We start from the raw sequence: 18599 nt of genomic DNA, 5'->3' as shown, positions 1-18599 counted from the left end.
ATAGTTCTTAAAAATGCATCTTCAACCCCTCATGAGAGGCCAAAAAACCGATTTTCTCATAAAACCTTAAAGCTTCTGGTCGTTTTTTGTCTGTCGTAAGTTGTATCAAATGCGCACCCTTATCTTTTGCCTTCGAGATCATCCATTTAAAGAGCTGTTCTCCAATGCCAGATCCTCTTCGATCCGATTTTATGCGCACTGCTTCAATTTGAGCCCGAATCCCACCTTGATAGGTCATATAAGGGATTAAGCTAAGTTGGGCAGTGCCAATAATTTCATCTGCATCTTCAACTACAATTAAATATTGATTGGAATTGCTGGTTATATTTTGGAACGCTTTGATGTAGCTCTCAGGTATAGGAAGTGTGTAATTTTCTCTTTCACTGCCAAGCGCATCGCTTGCCAGCAAAGAAACGATAGCAGGGATGTCAGTTTCAATTGCCTTACGGATATTCATAATAAAGCCCTGTTAAGAGGACAATACTATTTAATGTTTGTGATAAACTTTTGCTACTATCTTCCAACCGCTATCAAATTTCAGTAAACTTAGGAAGTCAGTGTAAACATGTTTCCCCTGATTTCTTAATTCTACTTTAACCTGTGCAGCACCGCCTGTTACATCCACATATGCAAATGTATGTTTCCATATGTTTTTGGGATCTGAGGGATCATAGTTATTATTTTTCCGTTTTTTCACACCCGCTACCCAGTGGGATATAGGGTATTTGCTAATGTCTTCTCCTTTGGCAGAATAAATAGCAAAATCTCGATGAAACCCTTTTTCCATCGCCTCAGCATCTAGCTCATTAAAAGCGCCATTGATGTATGATTCGAAGACTACTTTTTTGACGGCTTCCACCTCACTGGTTTTACTATTTGACTTTGAAACAAAAGCCATGAAAGTGCCTGTGACGGTGATTACAAGCAATAATTTTTTGATCGTTTTCATGTAATGAGCAAGATTGGTTTCTCACTACAACGATCTGCTATCAAAGTGGTTGTTTATTGGAGTAATTCAAATTCGCCCATTTGCTCCTCTGAATCGTGTAAGTCTTTGTTTTTCTCATTTAGCTGCTCATACTCAGCTTTATTTTCGTCGAGAAAATCCTGAAAGTCGGCTTTTGACATCCATTTATCTATTAGGATGTAAGTAGAACCATCTCCGCTCTTCATTAAATCATGCCCTAAATAGTCCTCGCAGGACTCAAAAAACTTAAACCAGCTACCGCTACGCCCATATTCTTCTTCAAATTTGGCTTGATTTGATGACACTTTATATTTCCATACCAGGCAGTACATTGACATAATTAAGGGATTTGAGGTTAGCTAAAGATATAGAAATATGTAGATATGAAAATGAATGGTCGAAAAAATAGTGGTGCTGCTTGACTATTATATCGGGGAGTTTTTAATTACCACCTTCAACTCGCGTTTAAAAGATGTCAATACAACAGCATATAGAATTACTTGAAATTGGTGGCATAGCAATTTTTGCAGCTTACAATTTGGTTTTATTTAATCAGGTGAGAAAGAGGTATTACCTATACTTAGGATTACTCTGCCTGGTAATTTTTTTGAGATCTACACTTGTAGATGATGGTTCAATGATTTTTTATTCTTTCTTTCCCAATATTCCACTGAGCATTGGTCGAAAAATTGAATTTTTCTGTAGTTACGCTGGCCTACCGCTTACGCTGCTTTTTATTTATCGCCTTTACACTTTTGAACGTTTCAAACGCTACGTGAAAATTTTCATCGCGATAAGTGCTGGCTTTTTACTGGTTGTTCTTTTTGCTCCGTACCGAATTTTTTACCACACGTTGGACGCTTATAATATTCTGATTCTATTATCTTATTTCCTGGTTTTTGCCATGCTGATAAAAGCTGTAAGACAGGAATTGACTGGTTCGATGTATGTTTTTTCAGGGACAGTTCTTTGTTTTTTCTTCGTGATGGCAGAATTGCTAAAAACTTCAGGTATTGTTTTTATAAGCGCCGGCCCCAACCTTGTAAATACTGGCTTTGTCATATTTTTATTTTTCCAAACGATAGCACTCTCAGAAATTTTCGCGAAATCTTTTAAGGAAAATCAGATGCTAAATAAAGATTTAGAAAAGCGTGTAGAAGAAAAGACAGCCGAAATCCAGCGAGCAAGCTTGTTAAGAGACACGCTTATAAGAATTGTTAGCCATGATATACGAGGACCTCTTGGTAACCTTAAAAGTGTAATCACACTTACCAGGGAAGGGCAGGTTAGTTTGGAGCAGACAAAAGACTTCATGGGCACAATTGAAAAAGGTGTGCATCACACTATTCAGATGTTGGATGAATTAATGGAATGGGGGCACGCAGCTTCTCAAAATAAGCGGGTTAACCAGGAAGAGTTGATGCTAAAGGATCTGATTGATTCTGCTGTAGAACATGCTAAAAGTCACATGGAAACAAAAGGTCTTTCTTTCGAGGTGGTTGGGGAGACGGATACTTCTTGTCTTTTTGATAAAAACGCATTAAAAGTGGTATTAAGAAACTTATTGTCCAATGCCATTAAGTTTACAGAAAGAGGAGGGAAGATTAGTTTAGGCGTGGAAAAAAGGGCGAATAATATTTTGATTGAATTCATTGATTCTGGCATTGGAATTCCAGATGATATGAAAGAAAATCTCTTCGAAATGAAGAAAGATAACAAAAGACCCGGAACGGATAATGAGAAAAGTTCTGGAGTCGGTTTATTTATTTGCAAAGACTTGATAGAGCAAAATGGAGGTTCAATTGATGTGGAAGACAATCCACAAGGAAAGGGGTCTGTTTTCAAATTTACTTTGAAAAGTGCTTAATAGTTTAAGTATTTTGCTTATCAAAAATTAGATACTCTTTACTCGACATTTCGTGTATTTTTGTAACACAAGTAATGCCTATGGAAACACTCACAGCAGAAGAAAGAGCTGAGCGAAGAGCTGCCCGAAGAGCTGCTAGACAAGCGACAAGGGTGGAAAAAGAATATACGATCTTATACGTTGATGATGAGATGCCCAATCTGAGAGGATTTAAATCGACATTTAGAAGGCTTTACAATGTTCATACTGCTCTGGGACCCCAAGAAGCATTAGAAGTAATCAAGAAAGAAAAAATTGATCTTATAGTGACAGATCATCGAATGCCACACATGTCTGGTGTAGAGCTCCTTAAGGACGTTTTTTCTTCAAAACCCGATATCAAAAGAATGATTCTGAGCGGATTCATTAAAAGAGCGGATTTATTTGAAACGATTGGTGATTTTGGAATCCATGATTTTGTTACAAAACCATGGGATTTTGAGGATCTCAATGCAATTTTCCAAAGGATTCTGACAACCGATGCGGACGTGAAAGATTTCAGTAAGCTTGGATAATTAAGCTATGCGTGATATTCGAACTTAAGCGAAACCTCGTTGGCTGTAATTTTCAACTCTCCACCTAATTTCTTAGATAACATTTCTATTAACGACGAGTCACTTTCTCTTAGAAAATGAGTGTTTTCTGATTGAACTACTAAAAATAAGGATTTTTGCTTCTGAGATAACTTAACCGTTAAGTCAGCTGATGAGTTTTGTGGTAGGTTGCTTAAAGTTTTTTGAAGTACAATTCCAAGTAAAAGTGCTTTCTCATGATAAATTGAAAGGTCTACTAAATCAATGGTAATTTTTTCAAGTCCGGAAGCCTGAACATAAGTAGCTATTAATTTATCTAAATAAGGTTTGAGGGAGACTTCCTTGTAATCATCTGAATGATAGAGCGGATCATGCGCTCTCGCTATCGTATGGATGCTGTTGGTAATTTCAGACAAATTATCCTTTGCATCAGGCCTGCCGTGTGATTCCAATTCTATCAGGCTGTTAATTAAGAGTAAATTGTTTTTTACTCGGTGATGGACCAATCGTAATAATTCTGACTTTGCTTCCAGATGCTTAGCAATTTCAGACTTGTATATTTCCTGATTATGCAGTTCTTCCTTAACTCTCTCTAAATTTTTCCTCGTAATATTTGAAAAAGTATACGTGACAAAAATATGTATGATTGTTATCGTCTGAACCACCACCAAATCAACCCATCTGACGGCCGCCACTCCCCTAGAGGGATAGAGGCCGTACTGCTCACCAAAAACAATATAAGCTAAGCATAGAATGACAATGATTGCAGTCAAGATGACACCTCTAACATTCATCACTAAGCTTGAAAAAAGGACGATGACAGGCAGGACAATTATTCCGGTTTCGTGCACACCGTTTCCCAGTGTACAACTCAAGGTTGTGGCAGCAATAAGTATTGACATTAGGATAATCATAGATAGGTTGATCATGCCTTTGGCCAATGCGATGAAGGAGAATAAACAAAAAACTGGAACGGTTAATATGGTTAAAGCAATAGTGGTGAGGCCCAATGAGAAATTGACAGTGGCTAGTATGACAGCTACAATCGGAATGATATACAAAAAGGTTTTTAAGAGTTTACTGACCTCTTGAAATGTGTAATCATCAATATTATCATATGGCAGCCATGTAGATATCCTCATTGTGCCTGAATTGGTTCAAATGACAATACTATTTCCTTTTCAGATCTTGATAGAACACCTTTAAGCTGCTTGCTTAATAGATCGGTAATAAGGGTGCTTCCCTCGGGTTGAATATTTCCATGGCTTAACCTTAATTTAACTTCATTATTAATTGAGAGCTCGACCCTCAAGTGTTTAGGCTCATGCTCATCTGCATCATTTATAAGTTCCAACAGGCAAATCCCAAAGTAGATGGCTTGATCCAGCTTTATCATGCAGGAGCCTTTTTGAATATCAATTTCAAAAATCTGAGCTTTTAATTCTTTTTCAAATCTGTTGAGTAGTGTTTGAGTCAGATTGATAAGATCCAACATTAATGGAGCATTTTGATTTAATAATGTTTCATGAGCTGTTTCAATCACCAGGATTTTTCGTTTCAGACTTTTGTAGACTTGCCTTAGGTTTTCATCATGATCTGATCTACTGTCAATCAGGTATTGAATATAATTCAGGCTATTTATGACTGCTTTATGAATCTCCGGGATTATGGCTTCTTTTTGTTTAATCTCTTCAATTAATTTTGTCGCTTCTTTCTTACTAGTACTCACCTCATGATTCGCTTTTTTTAAGGAGTTCTTCATATTGCTAGTCAGGCTAAAAGCTACAAAACCTCCCAAAACAATCATTAAGCTTGCAATAATGAAGTCTCCAGTATTCCCGGAGGGAACAGCAACTGGATCAAATAGATTGAATCGCTCACCCAATACAAGCCATAAAAGTCCAAAAACACTTAAAATCGAAGCAATTATGAGTTGTCTTTCATCAAGAATGATGCTCGAAAAACCAATTAGAATTGGAAATCCAATTAGCCCAATATCATGGATTCCATTCCCTAAAGAACAAACTATTGTGAGGAATATGGTAAAAAAAACGACCACTGTCATGATGGATTCGTGCAATCTTCCTCTTAGGAATAAAAGGTGTGCAATTAGCGCCACTATAATTCCTGAAGTGATGATCATGGCCATGTCAAAATCCAGTTGAACAAGTTGCCTGATAAGAACAATCGAAAGAAAAGCTGGAAGGAGAATCAGACCCATATTCAAAACACCAGCGATGCTTTCATGCTCGGTGCTGATATATTTCTCGGGCGTGTATTTGAGAAGATTCACAATTAGGTGTCGATTTGATTAAAACTAAGCGAAAAATTTGATATGTGAATTTTACTTGACCGTTCATACAATTCACATAACTTTCTGCACCTTATCCCGTAACTAACCGCAACGAAAACCGATCTATGAAAACCCATGACTTTTTGAGCTCTCTATTGATAGCTCTTGCAATATCTACATCAGCTCAAAATGTAAAAAAGTATCAGCCGGGTGAAATCCGCCAAAATCTCGAGAAACTCAACGTTTTAGGGTCAGTACTTTATGTTGCGGCGCATCCAGATGATGAAAATACACGCTTAATAGCCTATTATGCAAATGAAGAATTGATGCGCACTGCCTATTTATCCGCCACTCGAGGAGATGGAGGGCAGAATTTAATAGGTCCGGAAATCAGGGAAGAATTAGGATTGATAAGAACTCAGGAATTGTTGGCTGCACGGCGAACAGATGGGGGACAACAATTCTTTAGCCGAGCAAATGACTTTGGGTATTCTAAAAACCCTGATGAGACATTCACCATTTGGGATAGGGAGAAGGTGCTAGCTGATTTTGTATGGACTTTCAGGAAGTTCCGACCTGATATAATCATAACCAGATTCGATTCTGATGGCAGGTCTCATGGACATCATACCGCAAGTGCAATTCTCGCTCGAGAAGCATTTAAGTTGAGTGGAGATGAAAATGCCTACCCGGAACAACTTGCCTATGTAGAGCCATGGCAGCCAAAAAAAATATTCTGGAATACCGGCTGGTGGTGGTTTAGAAATGGAGAAATGGACACCACACAGCTTAATAAAATAAATGCAGGTAAGTATAGTCCCCTTTTGGGTGAATCGTATTCCGAGATTGCAGCGAGAAGCCGTAGCATGCATAAAAGTCAGGGGTTTGGATCTTCCGGCACACGAGGGAGTCAAATTGAATACTTGAAGCAATGGGATGGCGTGGAGGCTGGTAGTCCTTTTGGAGAAATTGATACTTCATGGGAAAGAGTAAAGGGATCGAAAGAGGTAGTCTTCTTTATTAACAAGGCTATTGAGTCATATGACGAACGCCTGCCGTGGAAAATCGTAGCGCCGTTAATGGGAGCAAGGAAGGCGCTAGATAAGGTAGAAGATGAATTTTGGAGAGAGATCAAACAAAAAGAAATTGATGAACTAATTGTTTCTGCTTGTGGCCTGTACATGGCTCTAAAGTCGAATCAATCAAGCTATACTATTGGAGACTCCATATCGATAGCAATGGAGATAGTGAATAGAAGTGAGATGAAAATGACACTAGATCAAGTGAAATTCAGTGCCTGGTCAAATCCAATCCAGCTAAATACTCCCTTGCTAAATAATAAACCGTTCATTTCTGAAATGAATTTTGTTGTTCCTGGAGGGATGGGGTATTCACACCCTTACTGGTTAAAGGAAACAGGCGAACTGGGAATGTACAATGTGAATGATCAAGAGTTGATAGGAAAACCTGAAAATGATCCCGTTATTTCGGGAGTGGTTACACTTAATCTGGAAGGTGAAAAGATTGAACTGGAGCTACCTGTAGTATTTAAGCGCACAGATCCTGTTGATGGAGAAGTCACAGAACCTATCACCCTTGGACCACCGGTCATGGTCAATATTTCAGCTGGAGTTTTGGTTTTTGGAGATAACAAATCCAAGTCTGTTGATGTCAGGATAATTGCTGGGAAAACGAACTGTAATGGAGCGGTTTCATTGAATGCTCCTGAAGGCTGGAAAGTATCCCCAGCTGCCTATGAATTTGATTTGAGTCTCAAAGGTGAGGAGCAAATTTTCCAATTTGAAATTACGCCTCCTTCAAATTCCTCCGAGGGTTATGTGGTCGCGGAGGCACAGGTCGGCAACAAAACCTATGCTCAGGGATTGTCAGTTATTGACTATGATCATATTCCTAAGCAGACGCTATATCCGGATGCAAAAGTCAAAGTGGTAAAACTGGACTTAAAGCGAGAAGGGAATCTTATTGGCTACATAGAGGGTGCGGGAGATGCGATACCAGAAAATCTGGCACAGATAGGTTATGAGGTAACTAAGCTTGGAAAGGATGATATCACAACCGCTAATCTAAAAAAATATGATGCTGTTATATTGGGAATTCGCGCATTTAACACCGTTGATTGGCTCTCATATAAGAACCGAGATCTTTTTGACTATGTAAAACAAGGAGGTAACTTAATTATTCAGTATAACACAAGTCATCGTTTAGTGACGCAAGAAATAGCTCCCTATAACTTAAAGTTATCCAGAGATCGGGTGGCAGTGGAAGGTGCTCCGGTTGAGATCATTGCTTTTGACCACCCAGTTATGAATACTCCCAATCGCATAACAGATAAAGACTTTGATGGCTGGGTGCAGGAGCGAGGATTATATTTTCCAAATGAATGGTCTGAAGAATTTACGCCTATACTTAAGAGTAATGATCCGGGAGAAAGTCCAAAAAATGGAGGCTTACTCGTCGCTAGATATGGAGAGGGATATTATGTCTATTCAGGGTACAGCTGGTTTAGAGAATTACCGGCAGGGGTGCCTGGGGCATATAGAATTTTTGTAAACTTGATATCATTAGGTAAATGACAGAATTGATTTCCGAGCGGAACATAGATAAGCCACCATTCTTCAAAAAATGGAGATACCTCTACCTGTTTGTGGCGGCATGGTTGGCAGTAATGATTACAATGTTTCATCTATTTAGCTCCTCCTATTAAAGCATGAATACCCTCGACCTGATTGTGCTATTTGGCACACTGTTATTTATTGTGGCCTATGGCGTTTACAAAACGAGAGGGCAAAAAGATATAGAAGGATACCTTCTGGGAGGAAACTCTATGAAGTGGGGGACGATAGGACTCTCGGTGATGGCTACACAAGCGAGTGCTATTACTTTCATTTCCACCCCAGGTCAGGCATATGAAAGTGGGATGGGTTTTGTTCAAAATTACTTTGGCTTGCCGATTGCCTTGATTGTTGTATCTGCAGTCTTCATTCCCATATTCTATCGTTTGAAAGTATATACTGCGTACGAGTTTTTGGAGAAACGTTTTGATCTAAAAACCCGATACTTAGGGGCAGCTCTTTTCCTTATTCAACGTGGCTTAGCCGCAGGAATTACGATTTATGCACCTGCAATTATCATTTCCTCGATACTTCATTGGGACTTAACCATCACAATACTTGGGACGGGTATCCTGGTGATTATTTATACCGTATCCGGTGGAACTAAAGCGGTTTCTATTACACAGAAACAGCAAATGGCGGTTATAATGGCTGGTATGTTTGCAGCCTTTTTTATGATTATTGGATACATAAATGATCATACAACTTTTAGCGGAGCACTGGAGATTGCAGGTAATCTCGGGAAGTTGGAAGCTGTAAACTTTAGCACAGATGCTGGAGAGCGTTACACCATATGGTCGGGCCTTACAGGTGGTTTCTTCTTAGCACTTTCATACTTTGGTACCGATCAGTCGCAGGTTCAAAGATATTTAGGAGGAACAAGCGCGGCAGAGAGTAGGATGGGGCTGATGTTCAATGCCATTCTGAAAATTCCGATGCAATTTTTTATTCTGTTCGTAGGAGTTATGGTGTATGTATTTTTCATATTCTATAATCCACCCATTCACTTCAAAGAGGCTTCAGTCGATATTGTTGAAAATTCTGCTTATGCAGGTGATTTTGAAGCTCTTAATCAACAATATGATGAGATTTTGAGTGCGCGGAGAGTAGCTGCTGAGAATCTGGCAAAAGAATCTTTAACGGATGAACAGCGTTCGAATTTTGCGACTCAGCTGAAAGAGGCAGATGCAAGGTCGGTGCAGATAAGGCAGCAGGCCAAAGAGGTTATTTTAAAGGCTGATGAAACGTTGGAAACCAAAGATTCTGATTATGTTTTTCTCACATTTATCATCACCTACCTGCCTCATGGTTTGATTGGCCTGTTAATAGCAGTTATTTTTTCAGCGGCTATGTCCTCTACCTCTTCAGAGCTCAATGCATTGGCATCTACAACCTCCGTTGATTTTTATAAGCGTGCCATTAAAAAAGATGGATCGCCTCATCATTACTTAAATACATCTAAGCTAATGACCTTTGGATGGGGAGTGCTGGCGATTTTGTTTGCTATTCTTGCCAAGAACTCTGAGAACCTGATAGAGGCGGTAAATATTATCGGGTCAATTTTTTACGGAACTGTTTTAGGAATATTTTTAGTAGCTTTTTTCTTTAAGCGTGTGATGGGGAATGCAGTTTTCATTTCCGCTTTAATTGCACAAACGGGCGTTATTATTGTTCATTTCATGACAGAAGCTGGTGTATTCTCACTTAGCTACTTGTGGTATAATGTGATAGGTTGTGGCAGCACCATCATTTTGAGTTTGATCCTTCAGCAATTGATTGGACATAAAAAAAGCGTGAGCTGAGCCCACGCTTTTTAATCTTACTTGGTTTATAATTACTTCAATGAAGCAATTAAGTCTTCGTTTCTTTTGATGTATCCGAAATCCCCGCCTTCCCAGTTTTTCGCTTTTTCCATTGACTCTTGAGCGGCTGCAATAGCTTCTTTCTTCTTACCAAGCTTAGCTAATATTTGAGCTTTTGTGTGAATGTTCCAGAACTGTGCCGAATTTTCTCCTATAGATAAGTACATGTTCATCCACTCCAATGCTTTATCTAGATTTTCTCCAGAATTCAAATAATAGTTAGCAGCAGCAACGTAATTCTGAGGATTTACCTGGGTCTTAGCAGCAATGTCTTTCATTACTGCATCATGAAAGTTTACTGTTACAGGGATTTTAACCGAAGTATTTTCCCACGAAAGTTCAATGTTTGCTGAAGTGTTATCCGCACTGATGTCAGTAATCTGAAATGTCATAGACTCAACAGTGTTACTAAGTTTGGTAGGCTTTACAGTAGCTGTTGCGGCCACATTTTCTTCCTTATAGTTACCCATGTTTCCCCCAATCATTTCCGTATGAAGCATAACTTTCCATTCATCAGCTCCAGGCATGGATACAATTTGGTACTTTCCAGCCTTTACATCTTGTCCGGCTACTTTTACATCTGTACTAAAGTTTATGATAGTTCCTGCATTTGCTCCAGTCCTCCAGATTTGGCCATTAGGTACTAGCACATCAGGCCCCTCTCCAAAAATTGTTCTTCCTTTCTTACCAGGTCTAAAATAATCAATGGAAACATCAGTTAAGCCTACAGTTGAGCTCACAGAGCCTGCCGGGCTAGGCTGAGGAGTATTAATCTGTGCAGTTGCGCCAAATGTGATCAAAACGCATAGTGCGATTAGATTTGTGATTCTTTTCATGTTGTTTTAAGGTTTTATGGTTTTCGAAATTAATACATCCGTTTACGAAAAACTCCCAAGATCGTTTTATCTGAGAGAAGATGTTGTGCAAATCGCACAAGATCTTTTGGGCAAGGTACTTATAACGAACATAGGGGGGCTATTTACTGCTGGTAAAATTGTCGAAACAGAAGCCTATTGTGGCAGGGGAGACAAAGCATGCCATGCAAATGGAAAGCGAACACCGCGTACGGAGGTTATGTATGGTGAGGGTGGGAGAGCCTATGTGTATCTGTGTTATGGCATTCATCACCTCTTAAATGTGGTAACGAATAAAGATGGACAAGCAGATGCTGTACTAATTAGAGCGCTGGAACCCCTGGAGGGAATGGAAATAATGAAAGAGCGAAGGAAATTCACCAACGCTAAGCTGGCCTCCGGTCCTGGAACATTAAGCCAGGCAATGGGTATTCATGTAAAAATGACTGGACATGATCTGCTTTCAGATAAGATATGGATAGGAGAGAGCAATACAGACAATAATTTCAAGATTTTATCAGATACACGTATTGGGGTTGAGTATGCTGAAGAAGATGCGTTAAAACTATGGAGGTTTGTGATTGAAGGTAATAAGTTTGTAAGTAAATCAGTAAAATAAAAAAGTCCGGCTAACCATACCGGACTTCAAATAATTCACTAGCAGTTTAGCTTTGTCACCAACTAACCAATAGAGAAACTTTACAAGTACAATAATATATAAGGATATTTATATTATCAAATAAAATTCACAAAAAAATTAAATTAAATAGTTGAAAAGTTCAATATTTTTATTTTTAGTTCTCTTTAGCCTTAGGACTATTGCTCAAATCACTTTTGAAAGCAGTGGCTCACCTGTAGATTCATTGAATACACACTATGGACAGAACTACCTAACGCTTGACCCAGCTTCCGAAAGAATGGCCTTCACTCAGGATCGGAGTGGTTTGTCAGATTCTTTTATTGACAAGGAAAATATCAATGGTCAGGAGGTAATCCTATTTACAGATTGGCTGGATACACCTGGTATGGTGAGTCCAATCGGTTTTTCCGATGAGTGGATTTATTTCAATAAAGTGATTTTCGAATTAGGTGTTTATAAAGGCGGGGTTTATCGCACAAAATCGGTCAATATGAAGCCACAACCTGTGGAAATACCCTTCTTTAAGAATAGGTCTCCGGTACAAAGCGGTTGTATTTCTATGGACGGGAAATTCATGATACTCAGCATGGAATCCAATCATACCTATGGTGTAGAAGATCTTTATGTAGTTCGTCGCAACTTTGATGGGAGTTGGGGGAGTGCAAAAAATCTGGGCTTGCAATTAAATACGCCCTTTCAGGAAGTGACCCCTTTTCTGGCCGAGGATAATAAGACCTTATTTTTCGCAACTAATGGACGTGGAGGCGAAGGCAGTTTTGACCTCTTTTACACCGTTCGTCAGGATAATTCATGGCGTAATTGGAGTGAGCCCGTAAACCTTGGGCCTATGGTAAATACCAGTGGATCTGAGACTTCATTTGCTTATAGAGATGGGGCTCAATGGGCTTATTACATCAGTTCACAGGACAGTGATGGATATGGGGATATCATTCGGATCGAGTTCAAAGAGGACATTGCGGAAGACTCTGTTAGTTACGAGAAGCCATTGGTTGTTGTGCAAATACCACAACCTGAGGAACCAACGCTTGTTACACTGAAGGTGGTAGATGGAAATACTCAGGAAGTATTAGCCTCAGAATTAATCACGAGGTATGATACGTTAGTAAGAGCCAATGGAGTGTTTACTATCGATTCACTAACTGGTGAGGAAGTCGAAATAAAAGCTGCAGGCTACTTGCCAAAAATTATTGTTTTGGATGATCAATTAAAAGTAGGCGAGAATATCATTGCCTTATCTTCGGTAAAGAAAGGAAGTATAATTACGCTGGATCACGTGTTGTTCCATCGTGGAACTGCGGACATGATAGCAGGATCTGAGAACGAACTAGATCTTGTAGTGGAAGTCATGAATGATAATCCGAAGATTAAAATTTTACTTAAGGGTCACACGGATAATACGGGAGATCCTGTTAGGAATGTTCAACTTTCGGAAGCACGGGTTAAAGCGGTAAAAGCATACATCCTTGCACAAGGAATAAGCCCTTATCGAGTAACCGGTAAAGGATATGGAGGCAATGAGCCTATTGCAAGTAATGAAACGGAAGAAACACGGAAGCTTAACAGGCGAGTAGAGTTCGAAGTAGTGGCTGATTAGTTTATTCAGGTAAGTAATCACCTATTAGATTCCAATCCATTCCAGTTCCCCATCCATTTCCGTGATCACTTGTATTTATTTCTTCGTGTTTTTTGCTGATAGTATGATTACCATGAGCCAACAGACGTAAAATAGATCCAGGACGAAGATGTTGACTCGCCCAACTGAGTGGAGTATCCCCGTGAGCATCCTGCGCCTCTTTATTCGCGCCATGGTCCAACAAAAATCTAATAATCCGGTCGTCAGCATATGCTGCAGCCCGGTGAAGTGGTGTTTCCCCCCTGGTTCTTACATCCCTCATAAATGCACCTGTTTCTAGACCAGGAATCGTTATACCGTTTACGTCAGCACCATTATCAACCAATAGTTTTATTACGTAGAAATAGTACGGGCGCCCGGCTTTCGCCAGCGCATTGTGCAAGGGAGTCTCATTAGTTTTATCTACATGATAGTTCACATCTGCCCCGTGCTTAATTAGGAAATCACAAACTTTCCAGTGACCGAAAAAAGCAGCATTACCCAATTCATCATTTACGTTAATAGAAGATAAATCTCCACCTGCATTTAATACTAGTTTAAGCGCGGTGGTATCGTTATAATAAACAAGCCACTGCAATGGTTTAACGTGACCTTCATGAAGTAGCTCTTTCCAATTTGATTTTTCGAGAAGTTTAAATATAAAATCAGTACGTCCTCTACTGATATCTCTTATTATTTCTTGTGCGTCCACATAACTAATTTACTGAATTAGTAACTGAAATGCTTAGGGTTCAAATACTTTCACAAAAGCAACTTTTTCTATTCCGACCTCTGTCATCCACTGTTTTACTTGTTTAAATCCAAATCGCTCATAAAGTGCAATGGCCGGCCCATTTGCTGCTCCGGTTTCTACCGTATATTCTTCAGATTGAAAGTTGTGAAATAAAAAAATCAGTAATTCACTGGCTATCCCTTGCCTGAAAAAATCAGGACTAACCACAAGACTCTGAATATGGATTTTCTCAGCCTCTGCTTTTATTTCTATGACACCAGCAATATGCTCACCCTTCTGATAGCCGTAAAATTCAGTCTCTGCATTTAAAAACCCTGATAGCGGCCTTTTAAGTGGAGGAAAGTTGTTTTCAGCACCCAGAAGTTTAGCTTCTACCGCATATGAAGCCTGAAATACTTTCCTTATTCGCAATGCGACTTGCTCGTCTTTATGATCAAGTTTAGCAATCATTCAGCTGCTATGCCTGTATGAAATAGTGCGTCTCCACGATTGACGACTGGATTATTATTGATACTCAATACATAGCAATCATGCGTAGCTTTTATCGGGCGTTCATAATCGCCATAAGGATCAGAAATGACACCCAGAACTTCTCCTTTTTTGACAAATGCTCCATTTCGCGCCTGAGCATAATGCAATCCTGCTCTGCTCGCTCTGGACCAGCTTGATTTTCCGATAATGATCGAGTTTTTTTTAGGCTCTGGTGCTGTTTCAATCAACCCGAGATGTTTCATTACTCGTAGCATTCCTGCAATTCCCTCATCAATAGCCGGTTTTCTTAGCTTTAATGATTCACCGGCCTCATATACCAGCATACTTTTACCAAGTTTTCCTGCTGCCTTTCTTAGTGATCTATCCCGAAAAGGTGAGTTGATAACGAAGGGGGATGCAAAAGCCCTGGCTAAAGATTCATTCTTTTCATCATCCAGCATCGCTCTGACCTGCGGATAATTATTAATCAATTTACCACCTGTATGAAAATCTATTCCAAAGTCTACATGTGGAAGAACTTCATCCGTAAGAAAATAAGCAAACTGGCTTGCCAGGGAGCCATTTTTTGTTCCTGGGAAAGACCTGTTAACATCTTTTCCGTCCGGGACTTCCCGGCTAAAGTTTATAAAGCCAAACACATTGAAAATGGGAATTAAGATGACGCGACCGGCAGATACCTTATAAAGTTTCTGGCTGATGATTCTTCTCATGATTTCTACCCCATTTATTTCATCGCCGTGCATCCCAGCCATCAATAGTAGCGTCGGACCTTTCTTTTTTGCTTCATAGGAGAAGATGGGAATCTCAATCACTGTTCCAGAAGGGAGTCTTGCTGTTGGAATGTTTTGTCGGTGTAGTTTTTCAGGCTTTAGGTTGAAGTCCATGTTCTAATTTGATTTGACTAAAAGTAGTCAATGTAGCATTCATTATATTGCCACATCAACACGATTTTGCATGCTTAACGACAAAAAAATCATCAACGCCTGGTGTATGTACGACTGGGCCAACTCTGTCTATTCACTTACCATCACTTCAGCCATTTTCCCCATTTATTTTCAAAATGTGGCTGTTAATGCAAATGGTGGAGATAGAATTAACGCATTTGGATTTGAGATTGTGAATTCAGTTTTGTATTCATATGCCCTCTCGCTTTCCTTCTTATTGGTGGCTGTAGTTCTACCAATTTTATCGGGAATAGCAGATTACGCGGGCAAGAAGAAGTTCTTTCTAAAGATGTTTATGTTTATTGGCTCTTTTTCCTGCATAGGCCTGTTCTTCTTTACAGGAGAAAATGTGGAGTGGGGAATCCTTTGCTCAATTTTTGCCAGTGTTGGGTACTCGGGCAGTCTTGTTTTCTATGACGCATTCCTAAGTGAAATCGTCACGGAGGATAAGCGAGATATTGTGAGTGCCAGAGGTTATTCTTATGGATACATTGGTAGTGTGATATTGTTGGTAGTCAATCTGGTGATGGTTCAGATGCCAGATACCTTTGGATTTGCAGATGCAGGAGTAGCCTCCAGAGCTGCATTTCTAACTGTAGGAGTCTGGTGGATAGGGTTTTCCCTTTACGCGATCTCGAAACTCCCGGAAAATCCACATGGTAGAAAACCTGAAGGACATTACCTCACTAATGGATACAGGGAGTTACGAAAAGTATGGATGCAGCTGAAGGAAATGACGGGTATGCGGAAGTTTTTGCTGGCCTTTTTTTTCTACAATATGGGCGTTCAGACGGTAATGTATTTGGCTGCTACCTTCGGTTCCAAGGAACTAAAAATGGAGGCATCCAAGCTAATTATGACTGTTTTGCTTATTCAGTTTGTGGCAATAGGAGGCGCTTATCTTTTTGCTTATGTTTCCAAAAAGCTGGGAAACATCAAGTCGCTACTCATTCAAATTGTCATCTGGATTGGATGCTGTTTAGGTGCATACTTTGTGGATCAAGAGCTGGAATTCTTCGCGCTGGCGGCAATTGTAGGCTTGGTGATGGGTGGCATACAATCCCTTTCAAGAGCTACTTATTCTAAAATTATGCCACAGGATACTGTTGATACAGCATCATTTTTTAGCTTTTATGATGTCACTTACAATGTATCCATTGTCTTTGGGACCTTTGTCTATGGCTACATTGAGCAGGTTACTGGAAGTATGCGAAACAGCACTTTGGCGCTGGCATCTTTCTTTATTATTGGCATCATTTTTCTATCTCAAGTGAAGTTGAAGAATGCACCCACTTAAGCTACCTGATTACGATTACCATCTAAATGGGAATAAAATTTTCTGTCTCATTCGGAAAAAATGGATTGTATTGACAGCTGAAGAATGGGTGCGCCAGCACTTTATAAATTTATTGATAAGTCATCTAGACTATCCAAAAGGCCTTTTCAAGTTGGAGCATTCGCTGAGTTATTTCAAAAATCAAAAGCGATCAGACATTACGATTTTGAATAAAGAGGGAGGAGTGTTTTTATTAGTTGAGTGCAAAGCACCAACTATAAAACTTAATCAGAAAGTACTTGGGCAGGTTTCTGCTTATAATAAGGTTCTTGATGCCAAGTACCTCGCTATCACCAATGGATTGAATCATTTTATCTGGGCAAAAACGGTTAAAGGTTTTCAGCAAATCAGACTGTTTCCTGATTACAAGTGATTAATACAATTAGACATTATTAATACATTTCAGCGTGAATTGCTTATCAAAAACTGGTTGTTTCTCGTTACATTTGTATTGATCTGCTAAGCTTTGAAATACAAACCACCCACAAAAATTCAAAGCAGATGAAGCATTTATTAGATCGTATTCCGTCTTTTTTTAAGAATTTCTATTTTCTATCCATACTTTTTTTTATTGTATGGTTGGCATTTGTAGACAGCAATGATTTATTCATGCAAGCGAGTCTATCTGGGAAAAAGAGTGAATTAATCAAAGCAAAAAGCTTTTATCAGGAGCGAATCCTTCAAGTGAAAAATGATCAGGCTGCTCTAAATAACAATCCTGATCTTCTAGAGAAAATGGCACGTGAAAAATACCTCATGAAAAAAGAAAACGAGGACCTGTTTATTGTCGTTAAAGGGGACTAATGAGATCTTTTTTTACCATACTACTTTTAAGTTTTGTATGCTGTTCTTTTGCCCAAAACCAGCTTTCTGATAAAATATACTATGGAGGAGGGGGAGGATTCAGTACGAGTGCTAACCAGACAAACATTAGCATCTTTCCGCAGATCGGCTACAAAATAACTGACCGCCATTCTGCAGGTATTGGCATTATCTACCAGTATGTAAAAATAAAGCGGCCTGTGGACGCTTCTTTATCTAACTTCGGTTGGAGTGTTTTTAATCGCTTTAACGTAACAGACCAGTTTTTTGGATATGCAGAATTTGAGCGATTAACTTTTGAGTATTTCACATCTTTTTCACCGGAGCGAACAGAAAAATCAGCTTTTAATAGTTTACTTGTAGGGGCAGGCTATTCGGAGCAAATAAGTGATCGAGCCTCTTTTAATGTCATGGCGCTGTACAATGTGCTCTACGATGAAAGTGAAACTCCACGCCCTTATAATAGCCCTTGGGTTCTGCGCGCAGGTCTTGGAATAGGTATTTTTTAGTTGGGAGACACGATAAAGTCCATCCCTAACAACTCACTGTAATCCATTCCCATCTCCCGCATTTCAGCGTCCTTTTGATCATATAACCAATGAATTGATATTGGGTGTTTGCTTTTTTTGATTTCCCTAAATATCTCTAGTAATAGTTTTGCTGACTTGGTATTAAAAACTTTAAGCTGAAAATTAAAGTCATTGTAGATACGCCTTTGCAAATTTTGCTTTATCTCAGTAAGGATTTGCTGGTAGGAAGACCAATCATCACTGATTGATATACCTTTTACAAGAGCGGATTTAGTGGATGAATCCATGATGATTGCCGGCATGGTCCGGGTGGCTTTTTTAAAGTAGTCCATCAGGTTAAACAGTAAGGTGATATTAAGTTTAACTGGCGGGAAATGTTGAAGTTTTTATGATTAGTTAA

Annotated in this window: 20 protein-coding genes; 10 read left to right on the top strand and 10 right to left on the bottom strand. The window is 39.3% G+C overall.

The features are described 5' to 3' along the window. Nucleotides 1–7: 7 nt before the first annotated feature. Genes ACO05G_RS12465 through ACO05G_RS12455 form a run of 3 tightly spaced genes read right to left on the bottom strand, consistent with a single transcriptional unit; the run spans nucleotide 8 to nucleotide 1305 of the window. Entirely contained in the window at nucleotides 8–457 is a 450-nt protein-coding gene (locus ACO05G_RS12465) for a GNAT family N-acetyltransferase (RefSeq protein WP_421763078.1), read from the bottom strand. Nucleotides 458–487: 30 nt separating this feature from the next. Next, nucleotides 488–949 carry a nuclear transport factor 2 family protein gene (locus ACO05G_RS12460; RefSeq protein ID WP_421763077.1) on the bottom strand — a complete coding sequence of 154 codons (462 nt, stop codon included), beginning with the start codon at nucleotides 947–949 and terminating at the stop codon, nucleotides 488–490. A gap of 53 nt (nucleotides 950–1002) precedes the next feature. Beyond that, nucleotides 1003–1305 (bottom strand): hypothetical protein, encoded by a 303-nt coding sequence (locus tag ACO05G_RS12455; RefSeq protein ID WP_421763076.1) that lies wholly within the window; start codon nucleotides 1303–1305, stop codon nucleotides 1003–1005. A gap of 134 nt (nucleotides 1306–1439) precedes the next feature. Here ACO05G_RS12455 and ACO05G_RS12450 point away from each other — a divergent pair, with 134 nt between their 5' ends. Continuing rightward, nucleotides 1440–2834 carry an ATP-binding protein gene (locus ACO05G_RS12450; protein WP_421763075.1) on the top strand — a complete coding sequence of 465 codons (1395 nt, stop codon included), beginning with the start codon at nucleotides 1440–1442 and terminating at the stop codon, nucleotides 2832–2834. A gap of 80 nt (nucleotides 2835–2914) precedes the next feature. Continuing rightward, nucleotides 2915–3388 (top strand): response regulator, encoded by a 474-nt coding sequence (locus tag ACO05G_RS12445; protein WP_348283781.1) that lies wholly within the window; start codon nucleotides 2915–2917, stop codon nucleotides 3386–3388. Nucleotides 3389–3393: 5 nt separating this feature from the next. On the opposite strand, the gene ACO05G_RS12440 is transcribed toward ACO05G_RS12445, so the two are convergent. Beyond that, on the bottom strand, nucleotides 3394–4548 hold the full coding sequence (locus ACO05G_RS12440) for a sensor histidine kinase (RefSeq protein WP_421763074.1): 1155 nt from the start codon (nucleotides 4546–4548) through the stop codon (nucleotides 3394–3396). Then, nucleotides 4545–5699, bottom strand: a complete 1155-nt coding sequence (locus ACO05G_RS12435; RefSeq protein WP_421763073.1) for a hypothetical protein — start codon at nucleotides 5697–5699, stop codon at nucleotides 4545–4547. The genes ACO05G_RS12440 and ACO05G_RS12435 overlap by 4 nt, the downstream gene beginning before the upstream one ends. Nucleotides 5700–5824: 125 nt before the next feature. Here ACO05G_RS12435 and ACO05G_RS12430 point away from each other — a divergent pair, with 125 nt between their 5' ends. Both ACO05G_RS12430 and ACO05G_RS12425 read left to right on the top strand, forming a co-directional pair. Then, on the top strand, nucleotides 5825–8293 hold the full coding sequence (locus tag ACO05G_RS12430; RefSeq protein WP_421763072.1) for a PIG-L family deacetylase: 2469 nt from the start codon (nucleotides 5825–5827) through the stop codon (nucleotides 8291–8293). A 134-nt stretch (nucleotides 8294–8427) separates the two neighbouring features. Beyond that, nucleotides 8428–10134 (top strand): sodium:solute symporter, encoded by a 1707-nt coding sequence (locus tag ACO05G_RS12425; RefSeq protein ID WP_421763071.1) that lies wholly within the window; start codon nucleotides 8428–8430, stop codon nucleotides 10132–10134. A gap of 32 nt (nucleotides 10135–10166) precedes the next feature. Here the strand turns inward: ACO05G_RS12425 and ACO05G_RS12420 are convergent, their stop codons facing one another. Next, entirely contained in the window at nucleotides 10167–11030 is an 864-nt protein-coding gene (locus tag ACO05G_RS12420; RefSeq protein ID WP_421763070.1) for a DUF2911 domain-containing protein, read from the bottom strand. 16 nt (nucleotides 11031–11046) lie between these two features. Here ACO05G_RS12420 and ACO05G_RS12415 point away from each other — a divergent pair, with 16 nt between their 5' ends. Further along, nucleotides 11047–11667, top strand: a complete 621-nt coding sequence (locus ACO05G_RS12415; RefSeq protein WP_348283775.1) for a DNA-3-methyladenine glycosylase — start codon at nucleotides 11047–11049, stop codon at nucleotides 11665–11667. 151 nt (nucleotides 11668–11818) lie between these two features. Next, entirely contained in the window at nucleotides 11819–13303 is a 1485-nt protein-coding gene (locus ACO05G_RS12410) for an OmpA family protein (protein ID WP_421763069.1), read from the top strand. A gap of 1 nt (nucleotide 13304) precedes the next feature. Here ACO05G_RS12410 and ACO05G_RS12405 read toward each other — a convergent pair whose 3' ends face one another. The 3 genes from ACO05G_RS12405 to ACO05G_RS12395 are packed head-to-tail and all read right to left on the bottom strand — an operon-like array spanning nucleotide 13305 to nucleotide 15451. Further along, nucleotides 13305–14033: an ankyrin repeat domain-containing protein gene (locus tag ACO05G_RS12405; RefSeq protein ID WP_421763068.1), complete on the bottom strand. Its 729-nt coding sequence runs from the start codon at nucleotides 14031–14033 to the stop codon at nucleotides 13305–13307. Between the two features lie 33 nt (nucleotides 14034–14066). After that, nucleotides 14067–14525: an N-acetyltransferase gene (locus tag ACO05G_RS12400; RefSeq protein WP_348283772.1), complete on the bottom strand. Its 459-nt coding sequence runs from the start codon at nucleotides 14523–14525 to the stop codon at nucleotides 14067–14069. Beyond that, the gene (locus ACO05G_RS12395) at nucleotides 14522–15451 is read right to left on the bottom strand and encodes a succinylglutamate desuccinylase/aspartoacylase family protein (RefSeq protein ID WP_421763067.1); all 930 of its coding nucleotides are present in this window, start codon (nucleotides 15449–15451) and stop codon (nucleotides 14522–14524) included. Before ACO05G_RS12395 ends, ACO05G_RS12400 begins: the two co-directional genes overlap by 4 nt. 70 nt (nucleotides 15452–15521) lie before the next feature. Between ACO05G_RS12395 and ACO05G_RS12390 the strand changes: the two genes are divergently transcribed. The 4 genes from ACO05G_RS12390 (at nucleotide 15522) to ACO05G_RS12375 (ending at nucleotide 18178) form a co-directional block, all read left to right on the top strand. Next, nucleotides 15522–16808: an MFS transporter gene (locus ACO05G_RS12390; protein WP_421763066.1), complete on the top strand. Its 1287-nt coding sequence runs from the start codon at nucleotides 15522–15524 to the stop codon at nucleotides 16806–16808. Next, a complete protein-coding gene (locus ACO05G_RS12385) occupies nucleotides 16795–17220 on the top strand; it encodes a type I restriction enzyme HsdR N-terminal domain-containing protein (RefSeq protein WP_348283769.1) in 426 nt (141 codons plus the stop codon). The genes ACO05G_RS12390 and ACO05G_RS12385 overlap by 14 nt, the downstream gene beginning before the upstream one ends. A 128-nt stretch (nucleotides 17221–17348) precedes the next feature. Continuing rightward, nucleotides 17349–17651 carry an FtsB family cell division protein gene (locus ACO05G_RS12380; protein ID WP_348283768.1) on the top strand — a complete coding sequence of 101 codons (303 nt, stop codon included), beginning with the start codon at nucleotides 17349–17351 and terminating at the stop codon, nucleotides 17649–17651. Next, nucleotides 17651–18178, top strand: coding sequence for a hypothetical protein (locus ACO05G_RS12375; protein ID WP_421763065.1), 528 nt, complete (start codon nucleotides 17651–17653; stop codon nucleotides 18176–18178). The genes ACO05G_RS12380 and ACO05G_RS12375 overlap by 1 nt, the downstream gene beginning before the upstream one ends. On the opposite strand, the gene ACO05G_RS12370 is transcribed toward ACO05G_RS12375, so the two are convergent. Then, nucleotides 18175–18531, bottom strand: coding sequence for a SiaC family regulatory phosphoprotein (locus ACO05G_RS12370; RefSeq protein ID WP_348283766.1), 357 nt, complete (start codon nucleotides 18529–18531; stop codon nucleotides 18175–18177). The two genes, ACO05G_RS12375 and ACO05G_RS12370, sit on opposite strands and share 4 nt — an antisense overlap. Nucleotides 18532–18599: the final 68 nt, after the last annotated feature.

Origin of the sequence: Ekhidna sp. (assembly GCF_965227465.1) — a bacterium.
Classification (GTDB): domain Bacteria; phylum Bacteroidota; class Bacteroidia; order Cytophagales; family Cyclobacteriaceae; genus Ekhidna.
The sequence above is the reverse complement of the archived record's forward strand: the minus strand, read 5'-3'. Positions and strand labels throughout refer to the sequence as shown.